At 55.4% G+C, this 25124-nt stretch carries 25 protein-coding genes, 1 tRNA gene and 1 pseudogene; 15 read left to right on the top strand and 12 right to left on the bottom strand.

Features of this window, described 5'->3' with window-relative positions; all coding sequences use genetic code 11:
* Nucleotides 1–39: 39 nt before the first annotated feature.
* Both AC6I8V_RS12450 and AC6I8V_RS12445 read right to left on the bottom strand, forming a co-directional pair.
* Nucleotides 40–819 carry a triose-phosphate isomerase family protein gene (locus AC6I8V_RS12450; RefSeq protein ID WP_497842560.1) on the bottom strand — a complete coding sequence of 260 codons (780 nt, stop codon included), beginning with the start codon at nt 817–819 and terminating at the stop codon, nt 40–42.
* Nucleotides 810–2570: a dihydroxyacetone kinase family protein gene (locus AC6I8V_RS12445; protein WP_497842559.1), complete on the bottom strand. Its 1761-nt coding sequence runs from the start codon at nt 2568–2570 to the stop codon at nt 810–812. The genes AC6I8V_RS12450 and AC6I8V_RS12445 overlap by 10 nt, the downstream gene beginning before the upstream one ends.
* A gap of 330 nt (nt 2571–2900) precedes the next feature.
* Here AC6I8V_RS12445 and AC6I8V_RS12440 point away from each other — a divergent pair, with 330 nt between their 5' ends.
* From AC6I8V_RS12440 to AC6I8V_RS12425, 4 genes are all read left to right on the top strand, one after another.
* Nucleotides 2901–3386, top strand: coding sequence for an RpiB/LacA/LacB family sugar-phosphate isomerase (locus AC6I8V_RS12440; protein WP_497842558.1), 486 nt, complete (start codon nt 2901–2903; stop codon nt 3384–3386).
* The gene (locus tag AC6I8V_RS12435) at nt 3383–4237 is read left to right on the top strand and encodes a sugar phosphate isomerase/epimerase family protein (protein ID WP_497842557.1); all 855 of its coding nucleotides are present in this window, start codon (nt 3383–3385) and stop codon (nt 4235–4237) included. Before AC6I8V_RS12440 ends, AC6I8V_RS12435 begins: the two co-directional genes overlap by 4 nt.
* A 175-nt stretch (nt 4238–4412) precedes the next feature.
* Nucleotides 4413–5735, top strand: a complete 1323-nt coding sequence (locus AC6I8V_RS12430; RefSeq protein WP_497842556.1) for an MFS transporter — start codon at nt 4413–4415, stop codon at nt 5733–5735.
* Nucleotides 5736–5796: 61 nt separating this feature from the next.
* Nucleotides 5797–6732 carry a 2-hydroxyacid dehydrogenase gene (locus tag AC6I8V_RS12425; RefSeq protein ID WP_497842555.1) on the top strand — a complete coding sequence of 312 codons (936 nt, stop codon included), beginning with the start codon at nt 5797–5799 and terminating at the stop codon, nt 6730–6732.
* 37 nt (nt 6733–6769) lie between these two features.
* On the opposite strand, the gene AC6I8V_RS12420 is transcribed toward AC6I8V_RS12425, so the two are convergent.
* The gene (locus tag AC6I8V_RS12420) at nt 6770–7675 is read right to left on the bottom strand and encodes a sugar phosphate isomerase/epimerase family protein (protein ID WP_497842554.1); all 906 of its coding nucleotides are present in this window, start codon (nt 7673–7675) and stop codon (nt 6770–6772) included.
* A gap of 328 nt (nt 7676–8003) precedes the next feature.
* Here AC6I8V_RS12420 and AC6I8V_RS12415 point away from each other — a divergent pair, with 328 nt between their 5' ends.
* From AC6I8V_RS12415 to AC6I8V_RS12405, 3 genes are all read left to right on the top strand, one after another.
* Nucleotides 8004–8660: a glutathione binding-like protein gene (locus AC6I8V_RS12415; protein ID WP_497842553.1), complete on the top strand. Its 657-nt coding sequence runs from the start codon at nt 8004–8006 to the stop codon at nt 8658–8660.
* A gap of 177 nt (nt 8661–8837) precedes the next feature.
* Nucleotides 8838–9131 (top strand): type II toxin-antitoxin system TacA family antitoxin, encoded by a 294-nt coding sequence (locus AC6I8V_RS12410; RefSeq protein WP_497842552.1) that lies wholly within the window; start codon nt 8838–8840, stop codon nt 9129–9131.
* Nucleotides 9128–9619, top strand: coding sequence for a GNAT family N-acetyltransferase (locus tag AC6I8V_RS12405; protein ID WP_497842551.1), 492 nt, complete (start codon nt 9128–9130; stop codon nt 9617–9619). Before AC6I8V_RS12410 ends, AC6I8V_RS12405 begins: the two co-directional genes overlap by 4 nt.
* A gap of 46 nt (nt 9620–9665) precedes the next feature.
* Here AC6I8V_RS12405 and AC6I8V_RS12400 read toward each other — a convergent pair.
* From AC6I8V_RS12400 to AC6I8V_RS12385, 4 genes and pseudogenes are all read right to left on the bottom strand, one after another.
* Nucleotides 9666–9806, bottom strand: a pseudogene (locus AC6I8V_RS12400) (Arm DNA-binding domain-containing protein); the annotation flags it as partial.
* A gap of 161 nt (nt 9807–9967) precedes the next feature.
* Nucleotides 9968–10043: transfer RNA gene (locus tag AC6I8V_RS12395), tRNA-Asn, on the bottom strand.
* Nucleotides 10044–10147: 104 nt separating this feature from the next.
* The gene (mtfA, locus tag AC6I8V_RS12390) at nt 10148–10915 is read right to left on the bottom strand and encodes a DgsA anti-repressor MtfA (protein WP_497842550.1); all 768 of its coding nucleotides are present in this window, start codon (nt 10913–10915) and stop codon (nt 10148–10150) included.
* Between the two features lie 144 nt (nt 10916–11059).
* Nucleotides 11060–11740, bottom strand: coding sequence for an ASCH domain-containing protein (locus AC6I8V_RS12385; protein ID WP_497842549.1), 681 nt, complete (start codon nt 11738–11740; stop codon nt 11060–11062).
* Between the two features lie 584 nt (nt 11741–12324).
* Here AC6I8V_RS12385 and AC6I8V_RS12380 point away from each other — a divergent pair.
* Both AC6I8V_RS12380 and AC6I8V_RS12375 read left to right on the top strand, forming a co-directional pair.
* Entirely contained in the window at nt 12325–13023 is a 699-nt protein-coding gene (locus AC6I8V_RS12380) for a phosphohydrolase (protein WP_497845829.1), read from the top strand.
* A 76-nt stretch (nt 13024–13099) separates the two neighbouring features.
* Entirely contained in the window at nt 13100–13351 is a 252-nt protein-coding gene (locus AC6I8V_RS12375; RefSeq protein WP_497842548.1) for a hypothetical protein, read from the top strand.
* 28 nt (nt 13352–13379) lie between these two features.
* On the opposite strand, the gene AC6I8V_RS12370 is transcribed toward AC6I8V_RS12375, so the two are convergent.
* The 3 genes from AC6I8V_RS12370 to AC6I8V_RS12360 all read right to left on the bottom strand — a co-directional run bounded on the left by AC6I8V_RS12370 (nt 13380) and on the right by AC6I8V_RS12360 (nt 18470).
* Nucleotides 13380–14987, bottom strand: coding sequence for a methyl-accepting chemotaxis protein (locus AC6I8V_RS12370; RefSeq protein WP_497842547.1), 1608 nt, complete (start codon nt 14985–14987; stop codon nt 13380–13382).
* Between the two features lie 121 nt (nt 14988–15108).
* A complete protein-coding gene (dcm, locus tag AC6I8V_RS12365) occupies nt 15109–16512 on the bottom strand; it encodes a DNA (cytosine-5-)-methyltransferase (protein WP_497842546.1) in 1404 nt (467 codons plus the stop codon).
* A gap of 83 nt (nt 16513–16595) precedes the next feature.
* Nucleotides 16596–18470 (bottom strand): putative phage tail protein, encoded by a 1875-nt coding sequence (locus tag AC6I8V_RS12360; RefSeq protein WP_497842545.1) that lies wholly within the window; start codon nt 18468–18470, stop codon nt 16596–16598.
* 406 nt (nt 18471–18876) lie between these two features.
* Between AC6I8V_RS12360 and AC6I8V_RS12355 the strand changes: the two genes are divergently transcribed.
* The 6 genes from AC6I8V_RS12355 to dgcQ all read left to right on the top strand — a co-directional run bounded on the left by AC6I8V_RS12355 (nt 18877) and on the right by dgcQ (nt 22939).
* Nucleotides 18877–19353, top strand: coding sequence for a very short patch repair endonuclease (locus AC6I8V_RS12355; RefSeq protein ID WP_497842544.1), 477 nt, complete (start codon nt 18877–18879; stop codon nt 19351–19353).
* 68 nt (nt 19354–19421) lie between these two features.
* Nucleotides 19422–19697, top strand: a complete 276-nt coding sequence (locus AC6I8V_RS12350) for a hypothetical protein (RefSeq protein WP_497842543.1) — start codon at nt 19422–19424, stop codon at nt 19695–19697.
* An 11-nt stretch (nt 19698–19708) separates the two neighbouring features.
* Complete coding sequence (locus AC6I8V_RS12345) at nt 19709–20611, top strand: DUF808 family protein (protein WP_497842542.1); 903 nt, start codon at nt 19709–19711, stop codon at nt 20609–20611.
* Nucleotides 20612–20656: 45 nt separating this feature from the next.
* Complete coding sequence (locus AC6I8V_RS12340) at nt 20657–20791, top strand: hypothetical protein (RefSeq protein ID WP_497845900.1); 135 nt, start codon at nt 20657–20659, stop codon at nt 20789–20791.
* Between the two features lie 180 nt (nt 20792–20971).
* Complete coding sequence (locus AC6I8V_RS12335) at nt 20972–21151, top strand: YodC family protein (RefSeq protein WP_497842541.1); 180 nt, start codon at nt 20972–20974, stop codon at nt 21149–21151.
* Nucleotides 21152–21286: 135 nt separating this feature from the next.
* Nucleotides 21287–22939 (top strand): cellulose biosynthesis regulator diguanylate cyclase DgcQ, encoded by a 1653-nt coding sequence (dgcQ, locus tag AC6I8V_RS12330; RefSeq protein ID WP_497842540.1) that lies wholly within the window; start codon nt 21287–21289, stop codon nt 22937–22939.
* On the opposite strand, the gene AC6I8V_RS12325 is transcribed toward dgcQ, so the two are convergent.
* Complete coding sequence (locus AC6I8V_RS12325) at nt 22936–24156, bottom strand: glycosyltransferase family protein (protein WP_497842539.1); 1221 nt, start codon at nt 24154–24156, stop codon at nt 22936–22938. The two genes, dgcQ and AC6I8V_RS12325, sit on opposite strands and share 4 nt — an antisense overlap.
* Before the next feature lie 32 nt (nt 24157–24188).
* Nucleotides 24189–24986, bottom strand: a complete 798-nt coding sequence (locus AC6I8V_RS12320) for a mannosyl-3-phosphoglycerate phosphatase-related protein (RefSeq protein ID WP_497845828.1) — start codon at nt 24984–24986, stop codon at nt 24189–24191.
* Nucleotides 24987–25124: the final 138 nt, after the last annotated feature.

Here is a 25124-nt window from a genome sequence, read left to right as displayed (position 1 = left end):
GCAGAGAGGCTGCCCCGTCGTGGCGGTTGGACTGCCCAACTAACGGGCGGCGTTATCGCCGATCAGATTCTGTGCTTCCTCCAGAATGGCGGCAAACGCCTGCGGCTGGTGGGCAAAACGGCCGAGGAAAATGCCATCCACGTCGGGCCACAACCGGCTCAGCAGGCCGGGGCCAGCGCTTCCGCCGTAGATCACCTGGCATTGCGTCCCATAATGTTGCTGCAAATGCTGGCGCAACGCCGTGCACACCACGCGGATGTAATCATCACTGGCGGGTTGCGGCGCGCCGATGGCCCATTGCGGTTCCCAGGCGAAGATCGTAGCGGGTAACGGCTGCTCTTTACGGTGCGCCAGCAGCGCCTCTGCCTGCTCAATGGCAACCTGCGCCGCCGCTTCGGCGCTCATCTTTTGTTCCTCACCAATACAAATGACCGGGGTGAGGTGATGCGCAAACGCCATATCGATCTTCTGATTAATGATGGCGGTGGTTTCACCAAAGTGACGGCGACGTTCGGCATGGCCGAGTTCAACGTAACGGCAACCCATCTCGGCCAGCATCGCCGCGCTGCTCTCACCGGTCCAGGCGCCGGGTGGGGCGGCACAGACATTCTGCGCCCCCGTCGCCATCACCGTGCCGTTGAAGTGGTGCAGCGCCGCTGACACCGCAGGCATGGCGGGAAAGGTGAACAGCTGCAACTGCGCGCTCAGCGTTTCCGGCTGCCGCCGCAACAGATCCGCGACCTGCTGGCACCACTGCTGGGTTTGCTGGTAGCCGAAATAGGTTTTATGGCTGGTGCCAATAATCATCTTCACGGGCATATATGCTCCCGGCTCGGTTCGGCGACCGGTGACGACGTCATGCAGCTGCCGACGGCGGTGATAATCATCGCCAGCGATACCGCGCCCGCATCGGGGGTGCCGAGACTGCGTTCGGCCAGCGGGCGTGCCCGGCCAATTTTCGGCAGCAGCTGCGCGGTTTCCTGCGCACTGCGCTGGGCCACCGGTTCCGCCCGACGCCACGCCTCGGCGAGAGACAGCCCTTCATCCGCAGCGGCGCTGAGCGCCTGGCTGAACGGCAGCAGCACATCCACCAGGGTTTTATCGCCCGGCTTTGCTTTGCCAAAATGCATCACCCCGGCGTTAGCCTGGGCAACCGCCTGCGCAACCTGCACGGCATCCGGTTTGTTCTGGTTGCCGATGGTGATACCGAGCGTATTCAGGATCACCCCCCAGATGGCGCCGGAGGTGCCGCCTGCTTCATCCGCCCAGGCATCTGCGGCCAGCTGCAACAGGGTTCCCGCGCCGGCGCCCTGGTCCAGCGCGTGCTGCGCCGCGCTGCGTGCGGCGATCACCCCGCGCTCCATGCCGATACCGTGGTCGCCATCACCGGCTACGGCATCAATACGACCAAATTCTTCGGCATGAGTAATAACGGTGTCCGCCACGGATATGATCATGTCCATCACCTTCACCGCCACGTCGCGCGATGCCGGGCTGCCCTGCGGAATGTGCACCGCGCCACTTTGTTCGCGCTGCAACGGATCGAGTGGCAGGTGCGGCAGAACCGAACCGCGGCTAAAGGCCGGGGTGGTGGCCGGAGCCAGCCACAACGCCTCCAGTTCCTCATCAAACCAGACGAAGGTCATCGAGATCCCGGCCATATTGAAGCTGGTGACAAACTCGCCCACCTGGACATCCGCAATCACCACTTCGGCTTCCAGCAACCGTTGCTGCACGTCATGCCAGAACACGAACAGTTCTTCATATTTCACCGAGCCGAGACCGTTTATAATCACGCCCAGCCGCGCCCCGCGAGTGGCGGGGATCGCCTGCGGCCGCTCCTCAAGCAGGGTATGGGTCAGCATTTCCGCCAGCTCGTGCGAGGGGACAATATTCAGCTCGCTGATACCCGGTTCGCCGTGGATCCCCATGCCGAAGCCCATTTTGCCTTCCGGCACGGTGAATAACGGGTGCTCGGCGCCAGGAAACGTGCAGCCGCCAAACGCCAGTCCCAGCGAGCGGGTTTGTTCATTGGCGCGACGGGAAATCGCCAGCACCTCGTCGAGCGAATCACCGCGTTCAGCAGCAGCGGCGGCGGCTTTAAAGACCACCAGATCCCCGGCGACGCCGCGGCGTTTCTCTTTTTCCGCCAACGGCGCGCTGGAGATATCATCGGTGATGGCAAAGGTTTCGCAGGGGATGCCTTCGGCACGTAAGCGCTCGCAGGCCAGGCCGAAATGCAGCACATCACCGGCATAGTTGCCGAACATTAACAGCACGCCGCCCCCGTTATTGGCGGCGCGCGCCACGGAGCAGATTTGCTGAGCGGAGGGGGAGGCGAAAAGATTACCCATGGCTGCGCCGTGCGCCAGCCCCTGGCCGACCAGACCGGCGAAGGCCGGATAATGTCCAGACCCGCCGCCAACGACAATCGCCACGCTGCCCGGTTTACTCTGCGTGTTGCGTACCACGCCACCCGGCACCTGCCGTACCAGCGCGGCATTGGCGCTGACAAAGCCTGCCACCATCTCTTTCGCGAAGTCTGAGGGTCGGTTAAAAATCCAGGTCATTTGGTGTTCTCCAGATAATTTGCATTGATTACCCCAGCCGCCATCTTCTGGCGCTCAACAGCCATCACAAATGAACTTTATGAGATCAATTGAACAAATCAAATGTTCACCCGGTGGATTTGTGATCGTCCTCGTGGTTTGGTGAATTAAGGCGCTTTTCGCACAATATCCGCTTTTTAAGGGGGTGATTTCTTGCTAAACATTATTACATACGAACATTGGTTGAGCTTTTGTTCAGTGAAGTCACCCGGAATCCCAGTCTTGGCCAATCACATGAACAATCACTGAGCATCAGTTCAATCTGTTACCGCCATCCATGAGGTGAAAAATATGCTTAAAGTCGCAATCGGTGCGGATGATGCCGCGACCGGACTTAAAAACCTGGTGAAAGAGCATTTGCTGAAACGAGATATTGAGGTGGTCGACTTTAGCCACGATGTCGCCGGAAATGATCAGATCTATCCGGACATCGCCTTTAACCTGGCCTCGGCCATCAGTGAGGGAACCTTTGAACGCGGGTTGCTGTTTTGTGGGACCGGCATTGGGATGGCGATTGTGGCGAATAAGGTTCCCGGTGTCCGTGCCGCGCAATGCCATGATGCTTACTCGGCGGAGCGCGCCCGTAAAAGTAATAACGCGCAAATCATGACGCTGGGCGCGCGCGTGGTGGGAAGTGAGCTGGCGTTGATGCTGGTGGATACCTGGCTTGCTGCCGAATTTGAAGCAGGGCGCTCCGGGCCGAAGGTGGAGCGTATCGATTATTACGACACGCTGCTGCACCCGGCTGGCTCCCATGTCAGGAAGGAATCCGTATGAACAAGCTGCTGGTTGGCGTGAATACCGCGATGTTCGATGGTCTGGAGACGGATGTCGCGTTCAGTACCATAAAGAAAGCGGGTTTTAGCTATGTCGAACTGGCTTACAACCAGGGCTACGTCGGTGATATGCCTCCGGCGCTGTTTGCGGAAGAGAATGCGCAGCAGATCTGCGACTTGCTGGAAAAGCATCAGCTACGCACCCACTCGCTGGGCGCGACCATGAATATGGGAGCGGACGATGCCGTGGTGCAATTCAGCCGCCGTATCCGTTTCGCCAGGATGATCGGCGCTAAGTGGATCAACATTTGTGTCGGCAGAAGTGCCGATCGCGCCAAAATCATCGCGAATCTGCGCGAACTCGCCCCGCTGGCGCAGGAGAATGGCTGTGTAATCTGCCTGGAGAACGGCGGAGATCCCAACTATGACGTATTTCGCCTGGCGGACGATGGCTTTGCCTTGCTGGAGGCGATCGCCAGCCCGGCGGTGGCGTTTAATGTGGATGCGGGGAATATCGTTTCGCTGTGCCCCGATGTCGACCCGATTGCGCAGGCGATAGGCATGTTGCCGGGTGCGCAGCATTGCCATCTGAAAGATCTGGTGGTGCGTGATGGCGAAGTTCACTTTGCGCCATTCGGCCATGGGCAGCTGGATTATGTGCCAATGCTAAAACAGCTGGAGGCGCGTGCCATTCCCTGTAGCCTCGAGATTCCGTTGCGTATGCACCGTCAGCGTGACAGTTATCCGCTACGCGGCGACGCGCCCGTCGATCCGCTGCGCAGTCTGGAGGTGTTGATTCAGTCACGCCAGATGCTGGAGAAGTGGCTGGGTTACGCTTTGCCTGCATCATGAGATCACGCGCCTGCGGCCATTCAGCCTGGGCGCCGTTTATTCTCTCCGGCAGGATAATTAAACGCTTTTGTGTTGCTGATAAATATATTCCTGTTGCCGATGTTCAACGAGTTCTAACGATTCATTAACCGATTGCCTTTTATTTTTCTAACGATTATTAAACTGAAGGTTAATTATGTCTGACTCTACCCTCACTCCCTCAACACCAGATAAAAAACCTGGTCATTATCGCTGGGTTATTTTTGCCACCATGTTCTTTTTATTAGCCGTCAACCTGATGGATCGTATTGCATTATCGATCGGGATGCCGTCTATAAAAGAGGAGTTTAATCTTTCGCCAACCACTCAGGGTCTGATTCTCAGCAGTTTCTTTTGGTCGTATGCGCTGTTGCAGGTGCCAGGCGGCTGGTTACTGGATCGCTATGGTCCGCGCAGGGTTATCACCGGCGCGCTGGTCGGCTGGGGCTTCTTCCAGGCCCTGTGCGGTCTGGCGGGCGGCGGTATCAGCATGATACTGACGCGTATCGGCTTAGGCGCGATGGAAGCGCCGGTTTCCCCCAGCGGCGCCAAACTCAGCTCAACCTGGCTGACGCAGTCAGAAAGAGGGCGCGGCGCGGTGGTGATGGACTCAGGTAGCCCGCTTGGGGTCGCGATTGGCGGCATCATTGTGGCGCATCTGATTGTGATGTTTGATTCCTGGCGCATCACCTTTATCGTCGTGGGTCTGTTTACCATGTTGCTGGGTTTTATGGCCTGGCGCATTCTGCGCGATCGCCCGTCCGACCATCCACGCGTGGAGGCCAGCGAGGTGGCCTATATCACCGCAGGTAACGTCAATAGCGTCACCGGCAAGGTTGATGATACGCCAACCAAAGGCCTGGGACTGAGCTGGTTTACCATGGCGGCGATCATGATTGGCCGTGCCTCCTGGGGCATGGTGTACTGGGGATTGCTGACCTGGGGACCGAGCTATCTGGCGCAGGCGCAGGGCTTAAAACTGGCGGCTATCGGTAACTCCACGTTCCTGATTTTTATCATGGGGACTCTGGGGTGCCTGTTTAGCGGCTTCTTTGTCGATTACCTGGTAAAACGCGGTGTCACGCATAACGTGGCGCTGAAAAGTATGCTTTCCGTCTCCGGCATCGTGGGCCTGGGCGTGCTGTATGCGTTATCAACCGTCACTAATCCCGAACTGGCGATTACGCTGCTGGCGATTGCCGCTTTCTTTATGATGTTCGGCAGCCTGTACTGGAGCTTCCCGGCGATTCTTGCGCCTAAAGATCGGGTCGGCATGGTGGGAGGATTAATGAATATGGCGAATAGCTGCGCCGGGATTCTGGTACCCATCCTGGTGGGGGTTATTTTGCAGGTGACGGGCAGCTATGAAAGCGTGCTGGTCTATTTCGCCGTCTGTGCCGGATGCTATACCCTCGGGACACTGTGCATTAACTTTAATAAGACGCCCGTGAAGCCAGCGGAATTATCGTTCCAGAAATAAGGCCTCAGAAAACATCCGTTTTCTGGTTCGGACACATCTTGAATAAATGCAGGGTCGTGGTATGTCAGTAATATTACGCGTGGATAAAGTGCCACAGGTGTTAGCAGACGAGCTGGCGAAAAGCTACCTGATATGTGAATACGATAAATTATCAGAAACCGAATTTTGCGCCATTGCCGGGGAAGTTCAGGTGATATTAGCCAGCGGCGAGTCGAAAGTCAGCGCTGAGTTAATTAACCAGTTGCCGCAATTAAAATTGATCGCCGTATTTGGGGTCGGTTACGACGGCGTGGATATTCACGCCGCCGCGGAACGTCAGGTTCAGGTTACTAACACGCCGGAGATTTTAACCGATGACGTGGCGGATTTGGGTATCGCCCTGATGCTTAACGTCGCGAGGCGCATTAACGGCGCCCATAAGTTTATTGAGCGGGGTGGCTGGGGCAGTGGGACTTATCCGCAGGCCACTAAAGTGACGGGCGGGCGGTTGGGGATCGTGGGCTTTGGGCGCATTGGTCGGGCGGTGGCCAAAAGGGCGAAAGGCTTTGATATGCAGATCGCCTGTTTTAATAAATCCCCCGTGGAAAGCCACGAGGCGACCTGGTATCCCGACCTGATTGCGCTGGCAGCCAACAGTGATGTGCTGATGGTGTGTGCGAGTGCCGACCGGGAGAGCCACCACCTTATTAACCGTGAGGTGCTGGCGGCGCTGGGACCGAATGGCATCTTAATCAATATCGCCCGCGGCAGCGTGGTGGATGAGGATGCGTTGGTTGAAGCGATCAATCTGGGCATGATTGGTGGCGCGGGACTGGATGTGTTCGCCAACGAACCGCAGATTCCACCGGCGCTGCTGCATCGCGATGATGTGGTGGTGACGCCGCATATCGGCAGTGCCACCCGTGCCACCCGCGCCGCGATGGCGAATCTGGTGATGGACAATATCGCCGCATTTTATGGCGGCAAGGCGTTGCTGACACCGATATCATCAAGGTGATAGTCACTATGCAGGGGCCTTGAAGGCCCCTGATGCGTTACAGCAGAGCTTGCTGCCACGCCGTCTGTAAAAACTCACGACACTGACGTTCGTTATCCCACAGGTCATCCTGCGCGGTGGTCCGCATTTCAACCGCGAGGGATATCGGGCCGCATTCCTGTGGCAGCGGGAGGTTAATGGCGGTGCGGATGATCCGGGCGGCAACGGAGGGAGTGAGAAAACCCGGTTCGCCAAACTTCATATGATAATCGCCATAGCCGGATGCCTGCGGGTCAAGGATGGCGTTAGCAAGATGCAGCTGTGAAATAAGCGGTGCGGCCAGCGTCAGGGAGGCGGTGAGATCTTCCTGGTTTAATGCGACGTGTGCGCTGTCCCAGGCGAGATAGAGTTTCGGGCAATCCGGCCGCAGCGCCATCATCCACGCCACCGTCTCGTCGGTTGGGCCAATAAGCTGACATTTGTGGGCGAAACGGTCGAGAGGCTCCACCTGCAACAGCATAGAATCATACTGTGCAACCACTTCGCCTATGCGTACCAGCGCTTCACCAAATCCCTTCTTCGCTTCTTCACGGCGCGCATCACCCGGATCGGCACCGCTGACTAACGACAGCTTGCTGGTGCCACAGGCCGCGGCGAGGTGCACCAGCTCACAGGCGCGACGGATAGACTTTTCCCGCAGTTCACTGTCCAGGCTGCTGAGGTTGAGATTGTCTTTCAGCAATTCGAAGGTCAGCCACTGCGTAACCTTTAAGTCGTGCTGTTCAGCCAGCGCGCGGATATGTCTGGCGATCTCAGGCTGATGGATCACCCCGGTTTCAAATCCGCGGTAATAACCGATCCCGGCGATTTCGCGAATGACGTGTAAAACCGCCGTTTCATCATTGGCGAGGGGAAAAAACAACTCTGCAATATGCGCGGAAGGATACAACGTGGTCGTCGTCATACTCTCACTGCCTCCTTAAAGGGGAAAAGCCTGTCTGGCGGGATGCGATGGAACAGAAGATGATCCGCTGCCGTGAACATTTTAATCATTATTGAACATATGAACACAGAAAGGGTGGGGGATTGGCCGTAACCCGGAGGTTGATCACAGTTTATCGCCGCGACTTTTTGGCCGGTTTTTCGCTTTAATGGCGGTGAAAAGGGCGTTTATCGGCGGATGGCATCAGAAACAGGGCAGGGAGCAAGAGTAAGGAGAGTGTTCAAATGTTTATGGTGGCGGCAGGGCGGGCGTAAAAAAGCAAAAACCCCGCCGAAGCGAGGTTTTCTAAATGATGATACTTTACTATGCGGCCGGTGCCAGTTCACAGGCACCACATATCCTGCTCAGAGAGGCCGGGCTGAACTTCACGCTGGAGAAGGTTGATCTGGCTACACATTTCTGGTCTGGTGGGGACTATCGAACCGTTAATCCGAGGGCTTATGTGCCGGCCCTGAAGCTGGACGATGGAAATGTGCTGACAGAATGCGCAGTAATCTTGCAGTTCATAGTCGATCAGGTGCCCCCGAGTCGGCTATTACCACCGACAGATACACGTGAGCGCTATCATGCGTTGGAATGGCTCAACTTCATTGCGACCGAAATACATAAGAGTTTCATCACCCCAGAGAGGCATGGCGGTGTTGCGGCAAACTTTCTATCGAAAACGCCGCAGGGGCAGGCCCTGACTCGTCTCCACGTATTGCCCCGACTGGACTATGTCCATCGCTGGCTGACTAAATCGAGTTATCTGCTCGGCGCGCACTTCAGCGCACCAGATGCCTACCTTTATACAATGCTGAACAGGGCGCGACGGTTGGAGATAGATTTAGCTCAATTGCCCGCGCTGCAGGATTTCTTTGAGCGCGTGGGCGAACGCCCCTCCGTAAAGGAGACGTTGCAGGTGGAAGGTGCTCCTCATGCACTGCTTGAACAGAACGGTGGCTGATGGCAGTCAGGATGTAAGGAGTGACGGGTTGATGGTATTTTTGCTGATGGACTAATCCGGAGACTAAAGCCTGCAAACGTTCGGTCTGATTCCTGACATCGCCGATAAATCGTAATGACATCAGCGTTACGTTTTCTGTATAATTACTGTTCAGATTGCAGGCCGGAGGATGACATTATGCCAGCGACATATAGCGTTTCTGTTAAGCGCGAAACATTGAATTTACGCATCAGGCCTGCCGAACGCGACCTTATTGATCGTGCAGCAAAGGCAAAGGGGAAAAATCGCACTGATTTTGTTCTTGAAGCTGCCCGTGCTGCCGCTGAGGAAGCCCTGATTGAGCAGGGGATTATCCTGGCAGATCCTGAAGCTTATCAGGAGTTCCTGACCCGGCTGGATCAGGCTCCCGCGCCGAATACAGCGTTGCGTAAAACTATGCAGACCCCCGGACCCTGGGAATCTGAAAAATGATTTCCGCCCCTGAGCCACTCCATGCCGGACATGATCTCTCATCATTTTGTTGCGGCGTGGATTCTATGGACAACTGGCTAAAACAGCGGGCAATGAAAAATCAGCTTACGGGTGCATCCCGGACATTCGTTTGCTGTGATGACCTGAAGGTGCTGGCTTATTACTCGCTGGCCTCCAGCTCAGTGATAGCAGGCAGCGCGCCCGGACGCTTTCGTCGCAATATGCCCGATCCAATTCCTGTTGTGGTATTGGGCCGTCTGGCGGTGAACACATCATTACACGGTCAGGGTGTCGGGCGGGCACTGGTGCGGGATGCCGGATTAAGAGTGATCCAGGTTTCTGACACTATTGGTATCCGGGGAATGCTGGTTCATGCCTTGTCCGATAATGCCAGAGAGTTTTATCTGAAGGTGGGGTTTGAGCCTTCGCCGATGGATCCGATGATGTTGATGGTGACGCTGGGCGATTTGCAGGCGGCCGGATTGTGATTGCTGTTTTTGAACCCTGAAGATTGGGTCAGAGCAGAAGCTTCCATTTTCCACTCATGCGGTATTTCAGATACCACAGACGCGAACCGCCGGGATTAACCAGAAGATATAAGCTGTGAGAATCGGAGACTTTAAAGGGTTTATCAGAGTGTTTGAGACTGCGGATTTTGGTGTCGTTGAGAGACATAGGGTGGTCACTCCATAATCGAACTGAAATGACCCCAGATCAGACCACCCATTTTTCCCGATGCGGAGGGAAAACTGAAAATGCATCGGGAAGGTTTTTCACGCTATCTCGTTGAATCAGAATCATTGAAAGATTCGCAGGGATGCATGAAAACAAGAATATGGCTCCTCTGACTGGACTCGAACCAGTGACATACGGATTAACAGTCCGCCGTTCTACCGACTGAACTACAGAGGAATCGGTGTTGATGGCGCGCATATTAATGGGCGCTGCCGGATGTGTCAACAGCTGAAAACACATTTGTATTCAACTGGCTAGCATTAATACAAAGCGATCGCGCTTTAAACAGTTCCTGATGTTAAACGCACCAGCGGGTCCTGACGATAGAACTGTTGCAGATGGCGATACATGGCAGGAAAGCGGTTTGCCAGCAGATCCGGCGCGCTAAAGAAATACTCGGAGAGCACCGCAAAACACTCGGCGGCATCGCTGGCCGCGTAGGGGTCGATGGTAGCCGCTTGCTCGCCCACCAGTTCCACTTCGGCTTCGATCTCTTCCATCGCGTGCAGCAGATCTTTTTCCCAGCTGGCGACATCGCGCAACGCAATGGCCGGGATCCCACTGGTGTAGCCGCTGCCGCGCGCATCCAGCTTGTGCGCCACTTCGTGGATCACCAGGTTGTAGCCGGAAAGGTCGAACGAGTCCTGAATATCCAGCGCATTCAGTACCACCGGGCCTTGCGTCCAGCTCTGCCCGGCATGGACGGCGGGCGCCTGATGCACCAGGCCGCTGTGATCTTCCCAGCGATCATCCACGCTAAAGGGTTCGGGATAGATAAGGATTTCATGGAAGCCGTCGAGCCATTCGAGGCCGAGCTTTAGTACCGGCAGGCAAAACAGCAGCGCCAGCCGCGCGCTGCGCAGTTCATCAAGCTGGAGTCCCTGGAGGGGGGTGATCTTTTTCTGTTGCAGAAAGCGCTGTGCCAGGGCGATCAGGGTGGTTTGCTCACTCTCTTCCAGTAACGAGAAGATGGGTTGCGCCAGCGCCTGTTGCCACGGAAGCGCTGCAACGGAAGCTTCTACCTGCGCATGCCACGGCCATTTGAACATCGCATCACTCACTCTTCAGGGCGGAACCAAAGCCGTCTATTCAACCTGTTAGCGGAGGTTTTGTCTGTGACTGGAGTTGCAAAGGTGCGAGAGGGGGAGACTTTTACCTTACCCTCCCCCGCAGCGGGAGAGGGTAAGCGCGGGTTAGCCTTCGCGCTCTACACGCTGGAAGGCAATCACCCAGACCCACGGGTTCACTTCCCAGCTGGTGGCACCATATTGCTTCTGCCAGGCTTTGCGGTAAGCCTCTTTCGGCGATTCAGAATTCATATTCATGGTGAAGAAGTTATTGAGGAAGTGCGAATCGGTCTGAACGCCCTCCGCCATGATGTCATCTTCGCTGATATCCTGAATCTTCTCGGCGCGTACCGAGGTAATTTCCAGATCGATACGGCTGGCCCAGCGTGGCATATGGATCGCCGTCTGCCAGCCAAATTGCTCGGCATCCTGCAAATTCTCATCCAGCTGGCCGAGTTCATTGCTGTCGGCGCGGTACTGGCAGAATGACGGATTGCGGTACGGCAGCGGATCACGTTCGTACTCCGCCAGCTGCTCCTCGGGCACGATCGGGCCACGCCAGGTTTCGCGCACCCACAGGCGATCGCCGGCTTTGCCGTACGGGCAGTGATAACTGATATCCGCCATCGACATCAGCTTATAGCCGTGCAGATGGTTGGCGCTGACGTCAAACGCGTGCACGCCTTCGTGATGATCCTGACCCGGACCAAAAGCCTGAGTTTTCATAATGCGCCGGGTCTGTGTTTGCTGGCCAACCAGCAGGGCGCGCACCCGCTGTTCGGAAAAAAGAATCGGCCGTTCTTTCATGATTTACCTCTTGTTGTGTCACGAACCCGGAGAACCTGCTTAACCATCCGCATCCACGGATGTGCAGAATTAGCATAATGGGTTTAAATCAATTTGCTTAATAATTTGTCGCCTTATAGTCAGGCTTTTCGGTCATTTTTTGATTTAAAAAATGGCTTATAAGCAAAAAACGTGCTCGTTTGGGTTCGAAGGAAAAACAGAATCGCATTTTTCCCAGATACAGTACGTTATAACGGACAGAATGGGAACTCTTTCAGAATATGTCGCAGGTTATTGGCCAGCCAAATCATTTATTGGTAGCGCGTTTAACCAGAATAAACGCGTTACGCACTATTTCCGTATGCTTTAAAAACATTATGGATGCTAAACAGAGTTGTTTAACTAAAACGAAGATGAGGAAATACCGAAAACGCACGCGGCTCTGGGAAAACATTGTTAACAGCGCTATAACAAGATCAGGATCGCATTTTTTTAACCGTGATTATGCAGGAGGGTTGTAAAGAAAGTGTCATCACCGGGCCGCTAAGATGTGCGCAGGAGTAGCACCCAGGTGCTTTTATAACAGCAATAACAGGAGAAGCATGATGTCGCTTACTGGCTGGCAACCCCGATTTGAAAACTGGATGCAGCAGAACTGGCTGCATGAAGATAAAGCTCACGATATCGCCCACCTGCGTCGCGTCTGGATGAGTGCGTCGCGCATGATGCAACAAAGTGAAGCCGATCCGCTGGTGGTGCTGACCGCCTGCTATTTCCATGATGTGGTTAATCTGCCGAAGAACCACCCGGAACGTCATCTGGCCTCGACCTACGCCGCCGAAGAGACGCGCCGCATCCTGCAACAGGACTTCCCGGACTTTCCTGCCGACCGCGTAGACGCCGTAGCCCATGCGGTGCAGGCGCACAGTTTCAGCGCTGGCATCGCGCCACTCACCCTGGAAGCGAAGATTGTGCAGGATGCCGATCGGCTGGAATCGCTGGGAGCGATTGGCCTGGCGCGCGTGTTCTATACCGCAGGCGCACTGGGACGGCCGCTGTTTGACAGCGAGGACCCGCTGGGTAAAGAGCGAGAGCTGAACGATGTGCAGTGGACGCTGGACCACTTCCAGAAGAAGCTGCTGCGCCTGCCGGAAACCATGCAAACCGAGGCGGGTCGTCAGCTGGCGGAACACAATGCTGACTTCCTCGTTCATTACATGGCGAAGCTGTGCGCGGAGTTGCAGGGTAACCTGACAGCCATTGATGAATCGGTGTTAAGGGACTTCAGCCCTATACACGTTTAATATTAAATTTTTATGACAGCCTGTTAACTTTCGGCAACTTAAGCTACGTTGATGAAAATCAAAAAGGAGTAGCACGATGACCGAGACCGTTAATTTAACCATCAAAATTGATCCTGCGCTGAAAGAACATATCAAACAGCTGGCTCTGGATAACCAAATCTCCATGAGTCAGGAGATTGTTAATCGTCTTGAGGCAAGCTTACAGGCACCGGCTCAGTCAGCAATTGATAATCAGGATACGGAAGAAGCCGTCTCTGAACAGTTGAGTGCTACTGAACTGAAACAGATTCGAGTACTGCTGAAAAAGCAGGGCAAGAAAAAGAAATAATAAGAAACCCGTCACTGACGGGTTTTTTTTATATCGCCTTCACTTCAACGCGAAACTGCTGCGCGCGCTGCGCCAGCCGGTCGGAAAGCGCGCGCAACTGCGCTGCGGCCTGCACCTGCTGAGCATTGATCGCTTCGTTTTGTTGTAGCTGTTCGCTCATCGCCACCACTTCCTGCGCGATGGTACTGACGCGACGGCTTTGTGCCGTGGTATTGGTCTGCAAATCATTCAGCTGTTGTACCACGCCCGATACCGCCTGGCTTATCCGGGCGAACAGCGTTTCCAGGCTTTTCACTTTGTCGAAACCGTCATTGACGTGCTGACGGGTAGTCTGAATCAGGCCATCGATTTGCCGTGTGGACTGGCCGCTCTGCTGCGACAGCAGGCCAATCTCTTTCGCCACCACCGAGAAGCTGCGGCCATAAACCCCGGCATGTGCCGATTCAATGGCCGCGTTCAGCGCCAGCAATCGGGTTTGCAACGAGAGACTATCCAGCATGTCCACAATTCCGGCGATATCGCCCGAGGCGCTGACAATCTGCTGCATCTGGTTTTCCATATTATCCACTTCACGCGCGCAGTTGCGCATCAGGGCATCGGCCGATTGCGCTTCCTGGGTGGCCTGCTGCGAGAATTGCGCGCCGTTCTCCACCTCTTCCGACACGCGGTGCAGGCGCTGCGACAGATGGTGGAAACTGGCGTTTTGGGTCTGATGCTGCTGCATCGCCAGCTCATTGTGCTGCTGCATTTTCTCCGCACCGGCGGCGACGCTCGTCGCCACGGTGTTGATATCGCTGACAATCTGCTGCAAGCCCTGACGCATGGTGTCAATTGACTGGAACAGCTGGCGCGTCTCCAGTGACTGACGACGCAGCGGGGCGTCGCTGGCGAGTAAATCACCGGTGGCGATTTGCGCCAGCTGCGCGTTGGCGCGCCGTAACGGCAGCAGGACACCCCGCATCAGCAGGCTGGCAGCCAGCGCCAGCAACGCCATCAGCAGCGCGCTGACCAGCAGTGACAGGTTACGGCTCTGCTTCAGGGTGCCGAGGGTGCTTTGATTAACCTCACTCAGCTGGTGGTTGGCCTGCTCAATCTCATGAAACCAGGCATCGTTAAATTGCTGTTGAAACGCCTGCATCGGCACCATAAAAAAGGCATTGATGTCGTTGGCGGCGAGGCCTTTCAGCTGCTCCTGCAAGCCTTCTTTCAGCAGGGTAAAACCCTGCGCCAGTGGGCTGTCGGCAGCGGCATGATATTGGCTAAACAGCTGCTGCGCCTGGTCGAGCGAATCCTGGGCCGCGGCGGCGAGGCTTTTCCAGCTGTCCACTGAACCGCTTTGCTGATCCTGCATCAGATAAATACCGGCCCCGTGGCTGTTATCACTGGCAGTGAGCAATTCAATACGCGCCTTGTCCAGCAGGGCCAGTCTATCCCGGAGTTGGCTGGCCTGTTGCAGCGACGTTTGTGTCTGATTGACATGCTGATTAAGCAACCACACCCCGGCAGATTGCAGCAGGCAAAACAGCGCAATAAATAGCAGGAACTGGCTGCGCAGGCTGGTGAGCCACAGTGGCATACGCAGGGAAAACCGGGCGCGCAGCCGCGCCGGCAGAGAGATAACGGAAAGGAGTGACATCAAACGCCCCCAAAAAAATAAAAAGCAGTATTGGCAGGGGCGATGACAGTTTGGTGACAGTGGGACGACGGCCAGGGAAAACAGCAGAAATATCGTCCCTAAAGTAAATTTTGGTACAGACTCACTGTGTGCGTTGCAGGTATTGCTCAATCAGTGGCCGCAGCAGTTGCGCCACGGCAGCAAACACTGGCACCACCACCGAGTTGCCAAACTGCTTATAGGCTTGCGTATCGGAGACCGGAATGCGGAACCGGGTTTCACCCGGCGCTTCAAAACCCATCAGACGCGCACATTCGCGCGGCGTTAAACGTCGTGGGCGTCGCGCCATATTATCGGGGTGCTGGAAATCCTGCTCACCCAGCGCGCTGTCCCAGCCGCGATCGATAAGAATCTCCGAACCATCTTTGTAGTAGCGTGCCGACAGGGTGCGCACGCAGATCTTCGGGTTGCGCGGGTCATTGAGGCCAAAGCCAAAGCCGTTGCCCCTGGCTTTATGCTTTTTGGCATATTGATAGAGATAGTTCCACAGCACCGGCGACAGGGTATATTTGGCCTCCGGTTGGGGTTCCAGCAGGCTGCTCAGCGCAGGCACCTGTTGCGGATAAAGCGTAGACAGGGCGCGCAGAGAGAAAGCGTTGCTCAGGCCGCTATCACGACGGATACCCACCAGCACGATGCGTTCACGATGCTGCGGCAGGAAATGGCGCGCATCGACGATTTTGGCATCCGGCAGACCGCCCTCATCGGCATCGGCCACGTCGTAACCCAGTTCGTCCAGCGTGGCCATAATGATGGCGAAGGTGCGGCCTTTGTCATGACTCTTCAGGTTTTTGACGTTTTCCAGCACAAAGAAGGGCGGTTTTTTTGCCGCCAGAATACGTGCCACATCAAAGAACAGGGTGCCCTGCGCTTCGCATTCAAAGCCGTGCGCCCGGCCCAGCGCGTTCTTTTTACTGACGCCCGCCAGCGAAAATGGCTGGCAGGGGAAACCGGCCAGCAGCACCTGATGATCCGGGATGGTCTGATCAATATGCTGATAAATGGCCTGCTCATCGCTCAATCCCGCCGGTTGCGTCACCTGGCGAATGTCGCTGTTAAAACGATGGGCCTGGGGATCGCAATAATGATTCGCCTTATAGGTGCGTACCGCTTCTTTGTTCCATTCACTGGTGAACACGCACTGGCCGCCGATCTGTTCAAAACCACGACGGATGCCGCCAATACCGGCAAACAGGTCGACAAACTGGAAGGCCGGCGCGTTGTAATGGGCTGGCCGCGTGGGCAACAGCGCTTGCAGGCTGGCGATTTCCGCGCTGCTTAACGGCGGAACGGCATTTTTTCCTGCCCGAATGCGATTGAGGCGCGGCACGCTCCAGTCACGCCCCCCGGCATTGCTGAGTGTGGTGACCAGATCGCGTGCGGCATAGATCGACAGCGCCTGCATCAGCAGGGTAGCGGCATCGTCATTCGCGGAAACGGTGAGCGGAGAGGGTGAGGCAGTCGCGGCGGTTTCTTCGGCGTGCATGCGTTTTTCCTTAACAGTGAAGCGGCTATGCTATCACTCATCACGCCCTGAAGAAATTGGCGGGTCGTGCCCGCCAGCGTCCGCTACTTTTTCCTGCGCACTTCCAGCGCGTACTCTGCGCCGTTGATACGGACTTTCAGCAATTCCGTGGTGTCGCTGTAATCGGCTAAGGTGCCTCGGGCGGCGCGCATTAACAATTCGCCATCGTTGTTATAACCGAAGCCGACCCGGTTATTTCCGGTCCAGTGCTGCTCAAATACCACCGGCGTCTGCACAGCGCTATCCAGCTCGGCGGATTTGCTGGCATCGCATTTGCTAAAGACTTTGCGAAAGAGAAAATGAATACCGGCCTGATGACGATCTTCCGCGTTGGTATCAAGCAGCACTTTGCAAAAACCGCTATAAATCGCCAGCTTGATGTAAACCCGACATTCGCCGTCACCCGCCAGTTTTTCGATATGTACCTTCACTACCGGGGAGGAGCCTTCGCCATACCAGGTGCTGACCACCTGGCTATTTCCCATCTGAAAGTAGATATGCGCCACCCCTTCCGAAGTTCGATCGCTGAAATCCAGCTGGGTGCTGCCGACGCTGTTGTATTGCGCGCTGCCAATCACCCGCATATGTGCCTGCTGTGATTGCTTCAGTTTAATTTCACCGACACAAAACCAGCTTTCATTATTGCTGCGGTTATCCATCGGATTTTGCGTGGTGATATAGTCGTAATTCAGCGAGCCATTAATAATGGTGCCGGTATTATCTATTTCGATAGTGCCGCGTTCATATTCCGACAGCCACTCCTTGCCTGTGGGCGTAAAATCAAAACCATTCCCGCCCTGAATATTTTTCTGAAACGTAATGGTGCGGCAATAGGCCATTTTCATTGGCGCTTTGCAGTCTTCAATACTCAGGGCCTCAATAATCCACTGACCATTGGAAAGATCACCGGGATCATCGCTGTGTTCAATCCAGCCATTATGAATGATTGACTGCGTGCAGCGCGGCGCATAGATAGCCGGTTTCAGGCTGCTGTACTGAATATTGAAATTGGAGAGTTCCACCGCGGTTGAATGGTCCCATGCCCCTTTTTCGGTATCCGACCAGCTGGCGTAAATTAAGGAGTCCTGGCAATTACGTGCGTACCACTGGTCGATTTTGCAATCCAGCGTATCAACAATATCGAGGGCGCGGCCGCCTAAATACCGAAACTCCATGCTGCTGACGCGCAAAAACTGACCGGCAACAATAATATTTTTGAAAAAGCCTTTGCTGTTGGCGGCAGGAAACTCCGTGGTTTTACTTTCCCCCTCGATGACAAAGCCGGAGATTTCCACGTAGCGCGCTTTCACTTTAAACATCACTTCATCGTTTTTATGGTCGGAAACCAGGGTGGTGGTGGGGAAATAGCCAAAGTTGACCTGAGCGCCGGAGAGTTTAAAGCGATTAACCTCATTGGCGGAAATATCGAATTTCGAGATCAGATATTTGCCCGCGCCAAAGCGGATGCCGGTGGAGGGATAGTTTTTCTGCGACCAGGCAAACATGCGCTGTACCGCAACCAGGCAATCGGTGCTGCCATCGGGCACGGCGCCAAAATGCAGCACCGTCACGTCGTTATAATCGAACAACACCCGTTTCCAGCGCGCCCCTTTGGAGGTGACGATGTTCAGGCCATAATCTTCGGCGGTGCGGGTGTCGGTGGCATCGTAGACAAACAGGCCGCCGCCCATTTTGGTGCCTTTGCTGTATTCCAGTACCGAAGCCAGCTCACCAGGGCTGCCGGGTTCGGTTTTACGTAGCGTCTCCACATCAGCCAGCTGCACCAGGCTGCCGCCCCCTTCAAGGCTGGCGAGTTCCAGCACGATTTTATCGAAATCAAGATTATTACCGTTACTGTCCTGTACCCGCAGCGCGTTGCGGGAGAGGGCGGCGGTGGCACTGTCACTCTTTTTAACCATGGCGGGTTCCTCAAAAATGGAAAGGAAATCAGACGTGCCAGATTATTATAAGTGTTTGATTGTTAATGTGTTGATAAGGTCCGGTGTTGGCTTGAGTTAAATCCGCAGCAGGAAATTTCGCTGCGGGTAAAGTGGATGAATTGTGATGGAAAAGTGCGCGGCAAAATCTGTGTTTACAGAGAAATCGCAGAGGGTTTTTACTCAATGACGGAGCGATAGCGGGGCGGAAACCCGCTGCGGTTAAACGCAGCCTGCAAAAGGATTAATTGAATCGTGTGCAATCTCACGCGTCTGACTTATGTCGCCGGGGCGGGCGGTCAGCACCCATGGTGTCTGTTGCCTGCGGGGCTTTCGCTTTTGCCCCAAACCGCTAAAGTTGAAGGAGCCACAAGAAAAAGGAAACGCTATGGCCGACGTCCATTCCCGCGATGTGCGCAGCAAAAATATGCGCGCAATTCGTAATCAGGACACTGCAATTGAACAACGTATCGCGTTGATATTGAAAGACCGCGGCTTTACTTATCGCGTGCAGGATAAGGCGCTGGCGGGTCGTCCTGATTTTGTCGTACCTGCTCAGCAGGCGATTATTTTTGTCCACGGCTGCTTCTGGCATCGGCATCATTGTTATCTGTTCAAAATGCCAGCGACCCGCACCGAATTCTGGACCGGAAAAATTAACAGCAACGTCGAACGTGACCGACGTTATGTGCAGCAGTTGCAGGAGGGAGGCTGGAAGGTGCTGATCGTCTGGGAGTGCGCGCTGCGTGGCAAGATGCGTCTGGAGGATGACGCGCTGATTGAACGGCTGGAAGAGTGGTTGCTGGCCGCCAGCCACAGCGGCGAAATCGATCATACCGGTCTGCATCATTATCGTGGCGAGTAGGGGGATTGTTGCTTTTACGCGCCATAACGGTTTAGATCTCCCCTTTCTCTGGGACGCGGAATAGAGCCATGAGCAGCATCAAACTGACGGTCAAACGCCTGTACCAACTTCGTGACGAGCGGATGGTCAACACCCGTGCCACAGCGCGCATCTATCTGGGCGATACGCTGGTGGCGACTGAAGAGATAAGCGGTATGACAGAAAGCCCGGTGAGCAAGTATTTGCACGCCGGTGATGCGGCGGGACAGCCGTTACGCGTCGAGTGGGATTGTGCGGGCATCGCCGATATGTCAGTGACGGCGGTTGAGCGTTGCCCCTGTTGTCAGGATCACGAACCGGAATAAGGATAATAATTTTGGCAGGAACCAGCTTACTGACGCTTCTGGATGATATTGCTACCTTGCTTGACGACATTTCTGTGATGGGCAAAGTAGCGGCAAAAAAGACCGCAGGCGTACTGGGTGACGATCTTTCACTCAATGCGCAACAGGTCACGGGTGTGAAAGCCAATCGCGAATTACCGGTGGTATGGAGCGTCGCGAAAGGCTCTTTTATTAACAAACTGATTCTGGTGCCGCTGGCGCTGTTAATCTCCGCCTTTGCGCCCTGGCTGATTACGCCGTTGCTGATGATAGGCGGCGCGTACCTGTGCTACGAAGGCGTGGAGAAGGTGCTGCATAGCCTGAATCACGATAAAGCCGAAAAAAGCCCGGAGGCGCGTCAGCAGCGCCTCGACCAGCTGGCGCAGCAGGACCCGCTGGAATTCGAGAAGAATAAAGTGAAAGGCGCGGTGCGCACCGACTTTATCCTCTCAGCCGAGATTGTGGCGATTACGCTGGGGATTGTTTCCGAGGCGCCATTACTTAACCAGGTATTGATTCTGGCGGGGATTGCCATTCTGGTCACCGTTGGCGTCTACGGCATCGTCGCGGCGATTGTGAAGATCGACGATCTCGGTTACTGGCTGCGGGAGAAGTCCTCTACCCTGGCGCAGGCCGTGGGTGGGTTGTTGCTGGCTGCGGCGCCGCTACTGATGAAGTTTCTCTCGGTGGTCGGCACGGTGGCGATGTTTCTGGTCGGTGGGGGCATTGTGGTGCACGGTATTACGCCGTTGCATCATGCCATCACCGAATACAGCAGCGGATTTAGCAGCCTCGCCTCCATGCTGCTGAGCAACGGGGCCAATCTGGTGCTCGGCTTTATCATTGGGTCGATCGTGCTATTAGTGGTGAATCTGATTGCCAAACTGCGTGGATAATCGCTATAAAGCGCTGGAAATTTTTAATCACGGGTCAGGAGAACGATGATGAACGACGATATGTTTGAATTTGATATCGATGCACAGCTGGAACAGGCTGAGGCGAAAGCTGCTGAAAAAGCGCAGGAAGTGCCAGCCGATCTGGGCGACGAAGCGGACTGCGAAGGTTGCAAAATCTGATTTCCCCACCCGGAAAACGGTTTCAAAGCGGATAATAATTTTTATCCGCTTTTTTTATATTCAACACATTTAACTGCTTATTCCTAAATTGCAGTAGTAATCACAAACTCTTATAGGCAAAAACCTCCCCCACCTGCTATACCTGATGAAGTTCATTCAACGGGAGAAGGGAGGGCGCGTATGACCTTTGCGATCAGTGACGAAGTTCAGCACAAACAGGGCGGACCCACGATGGTGGTGACCGGCTATGCCAGCGGAATGGTAGAGTGTCGTTGGTATGATGGCTACAGCGTGCGTCGCGAGGCGTTCCACAGTGACGAGCTTTGTCACTTATCCGCCGCGCAACAGCTGGCCAGCTAACCGCCGCCGGGACGGTTTTTTACCGTCCCGTGTTATTGCTCAAACTGTTTGATCTTCCTTTGATCCCTGCCTGTACGATTTTTCCCCCGCTGTCTACACTGTTTTCATTCGCTTTTTTCCGGAGCATGGTTGCTGATGGCACAATCGCCACTTTCCCGGCAGTTGGGCAATCCTTTTTTGCGTGTTCATCTCTGTTTTCTGCTGGTCTTCCTTTTCTCCGCGCTGCTGACGGTACGTGAAGCGCTGGAATTAAAAGCTAACTACGAAGATCGTCAGCGTGCGCAACTGGCGGAGATCCAGAAAAGTCTCGACAGTGAATTTCAGGAAAGTATCGATGGCCTGATTTACTACGAAAAAATGCTCAACTATGCGCTGGCGCATCCACTCGATTCCGATAACGCCCGCGAAGCGCTGAAGCGTTTTCAACTGTTGCGTAGCCAGCCACAGTGGCAGCTGCAACTCAACAGCCCGCGCAGTATGCCGATCAACGGCCTGAGCGATGCCTGGCTGGCCGGTGCGCCGCTGTTGCAACGCGATCCCGCGCGCATCTCTCACGAACTCTGCGCTGCGATGGAATTCAGTTTTATTTTGCAGTTCAGCGATCCCGAACAGGATTTCCATACGCGCTTCTGGTACATCTCGCGCGCCGGGTTTTATATCAGCTCGCGCCCGCCGCAAACCCCGCAGGAACTGGAAACCAGTTACGCCACGATGGTGCAACGCGGTTATTTCCGCAGTCAGCAGCCCGAACCCAACAGCAAGGCGCGTTTGCGCTGGACGGCGGCCTATCAGGGATTGTTTAACGAAGGTGTGATGCTTACCGTCTCGGCACCGATCATCAATCAGGGTTACTGGTATGGCGTGCTGTCGATGGACTTTTCGCAGCAACGTATTCGTGACCTGATGGAGAAAATCCGCCATACCCGCTTGCCGGGCAAACTGCTGCTGCTGGACCGCAATTTGCAGGAAGTGGTGCGGCTACAGGCGCCGGATGAAAAACCGCTGCCGCAGGCGCAGAAACAGCGGCTGGAAGCGCTGATGAAAACGCAACCCAGCGGCATTCTGCGTCTTGGGACGCAATTTGCCAGCTGGAGCAAACTGAACAACGTTGATGCTTATATCGTTAACGTGCAGAGCCTGAAGCAGGGAATGCAACAGGAGCCGGGACGTGTTTCCCTGTTCCTGCTCGGTATGTGGCTGCTGTTTGTGCTGCTGTTGCTGGTGTCACATCAGGTGATTTTCCGTCTGGTGCGCCGGATGGACGATCTCTCTGCGAAGCTGAGCTGGCGCGCCAATTATGATGGCCTGACGCGTTTACTCAATCGCAGCGCCTTCTTTGAGCAGTTCGTTGCGCTGGCGGTGCGCTGTCAGCAGCAGGAGCTGCCGCTCTCCGTCATTCAGCTGGATGTCGATCACTTTAAAAACGTCAATGATAGCTGGGGCCACCATGCGGGCGATCAGGCGTTGATCCACGTCGCCAGCATAATCAGCCATACGCTGCGTAACTATGATATTGCCGGGCGTATCGGCGGTGAGGAGTTCTGCATCGTGCTGCCAGAAACCACGCTGGCGGAGGCGAGGGCGGTGGCGGAACGTATCCGCGCGCGACTGGCGGAGAAAACCATCCTGGTTAACGCCAGCACCACCTTTCACGTCACGCTATCGGCCGGGGTGTCCGGCAGTGAGGAGCAGGGCGATTACGCCGCGGAAAGTCTGCAAGCCAAAGCCGACAGTCGCCTTTACCTGGCGAAGAGCCGCGGACGCAATCGCGTATGCAGTGAGGATTAGACCTTGCCGTCGTTATCCTCTTCGACGGCCTGATAGATACGATGCAGAATATCCGGGAATGCCGACTGCACCCGGCTCCAGCTGGGGATAAAGGGTTTATCGTTCGGACGCTCAATAAACGCCTGGCCGGCATCGAGGATCGCCTGGGTAAACATCTCAACCGCAGCCTCTTCGATGTGCTGGTCGAACTTCAGACCGTTCATGGTCGCTTCGTGGTTGTAGATCTCCATCATATCCAGCGCATTGCGATAGTAGGTGGCCTTCAGGACGCGGAATGAGTCGCTGGTCAGCGGCACGCCCATGGTCGCCAGCTTGCGCAGCAGCGACTGGACGATATCATTACTCATGCGTTTCAGCCCACCGGTGCCATCCTCTTCCGACAGCGGCTGATGTTTATGATCGTAGTTATCGGCGATCTCCACCTGGCAGCTCTGGCGCGTGGTGTAGTTGCGATAAATCTCCGACAGCACGCCAATCTCCAGCCCCCAGTCACCGGGAATCTTGATGCCGTTCAGCACATGGGTCCGCATGGCGAACTCACCTGAGAGCGGATAACGGAAGCTGGCGAGGTAATCCAGATACTCCGAATGTCCATAGACTTTTTGCAGCGAGCGCAGCAGCGGCCCCACCAGCAGGCGACCGACGCGGCCATTCAGTTTGCCATCGGCCACGCGCGCATAAAATCCTTTGCAGAACTCATACTGAAACGAGGGGTTGGCCAGCGGATAGAGCAGACGCGCCAGCATACCGCGCTCATAGGTGACGATGTCGCAGTCGTGCAGCGCGACGCAGCTGGTGCGATCCGACGCCAGCGTGTAACCGGTACAGAACCACACGTTGCGTCCTTTGCCCGGCTGGCTCGGCGATAAGCCCTCTTTATCCAGCTCCGCATCCAGCGCCTTCAGGCGCGGTCCGTCATTCCACAAAATGCGATGACGCTGCGGCAGGCGCGAGAAGAACTCACGGGCAAACAGAAACTGGTCGCGGTCGGCCCGATCGAGACCAATGACAATTTCATCGAGGTAGGGCACCTTCGCCAGCTCATTGACGATATTATCCAGCGCCGGGCCTTCCAGTTCGGAAAACAGCGACGGTAAAATCAGCCCCATTTTGCGTTTGCGTGCAAAGCGCACCATCTCTTTTTCCAGCGATTCAACGCTGCGGTGGGTGAGATTATGAAAGTTGGTTATCACTCCGTTCTGGTAAAAATCACTCATCGCCTCATCCTTCTGGTTAGCTGTTCAGCCCGTTAATCGGGTTGGGCAAGAAAATAGTCCAGGCCTTCGCGCCAGCCCTGCGGGCCAACGTGCGCGGTGTGGTAGACGTTGTGATCATCCTCGCGGTTAAGTATGACCGGCGTTTTACTGAAGCCTTTTATCACCACGGCATAATCGACGCGTTCCAGCATCGGCGCATCATTGGGTCCGTCACCCAGGCCGATAGTGGTGCGTTTGTGCCCTTCCTGCTGTGCAAGATGGTGTTGCAGGCGTTGCAGCGCGACACCTTTGCCGCTGCCCTGCGGCATTACGTGCCAGAAACGTCCGCCCTGGGTCAGATCGAGTCCCAGCGGTTGCAGCGCCTCGCGGAACGCCGCCAGCCGTGCCGCATCATCGCGCCACAGCACCACTTCCGACGCGTCGCGCTGGCGGCTCTGGCTGGCTTCAGTGAGCGTCAGGCCGGTGAATTTCGCCACCTCAGCATCACTGAAATCGTGAAAGCCGGTGAAACGAAAGGCGGATTGCAAGGTTTTCAACTGCTGACAGAGCGCAAGGTAGTCGCGGCCCGGCCCTTCAGGGAGTGTTTGCTCTCCGCCCCAGGCAATGCGCGCGCCGTTTTCGGCGATAAAAGGGGCGCCAGCGATACCCAGTTTCTTTTGCAGGGGAATAATTTCGGCGGCGGTTTTACTGGAACAGATCACCAGCGGGATCTGGTGCTGTTTCAGACGCGCCAGCCATTCGCTGGCGGCATCCCAGCGATAATCGTGATGGTCCAGCAGCGAACCATCCAGGTCGGTGACAATCAATAACGGTTGGTCAAGGTTGACCATCATCACACTCCTTACACCCTGTGGCGTCCGTAAAGTGAGGAATTATCAGTATAATAGCGTAATCGTGATCACACTTTTTTCGTATGACAGCGGTGTGATCAGCCAGGATAAATCCTAAAACGCAGCGATAGCAGAATT

The organism is Pantoea sp. X-Soil-TKNS-1207, from assembly GCF_059730485.1.
The sequence above is the reverse complement of the archived record's forward strand: the minus strand, read 5'-3'. Positions and strand labels throughout refer to the sequence as shown.